At 83.9% G+C, this 279-nt stretch carries 1 pseudogene; it reads right to left on the bottom strand.

Going from position 1 to position 279, the window contains the following annotated elements:
• Positions 1-198 (bottom strand): annotated as a pseudogene (locus tag AB0881_RS35210) (asparagine synthase); the annotation flags it as partial.
• Between the last annotated feature and the right edge of the window lie 81 nt (positions 199-279).

Below are 279 nucleotides of genomic sequence, written 5' to 3'. Positions count from 1 at the left end.
GGCCGCCGCCGGCCGGGCGTGGCCGAGCAGGGCCAGGCGCCGCCGCCCCGACCGCGCGACGGCCAGCTCGCCGGGCGCCCACGTCCCGGCGATCCAGGGCCGCCCGGAGGCGTGCGGGACGACCGTGCCGGCGTACCCGGCCGCGCGCTCGGCGACGCGGGCCGCGGCCGGCGTGTCCGGAAGGATCAGGAATCGCATCTCACGCTCCGGGGTGGGCGGGCGCGGCCGGGGGGGGGGCCCCCCGGCGGGGGGAGATTGGCCGGGCGGCGCGAGCGGTGA

The organism is Spirillospora sp. NPDC029432, from assembly GCF_040703975.1.
Classification (GTDB): domain Bacteria; phylum Actinomycetota; class Actinomycetes; order Streptosporangiales; family Streptosporangiaceae; genus Spirillospora.
This window is presented reverse-complemented; position numbering and strand designations above follow the sequence as displayed.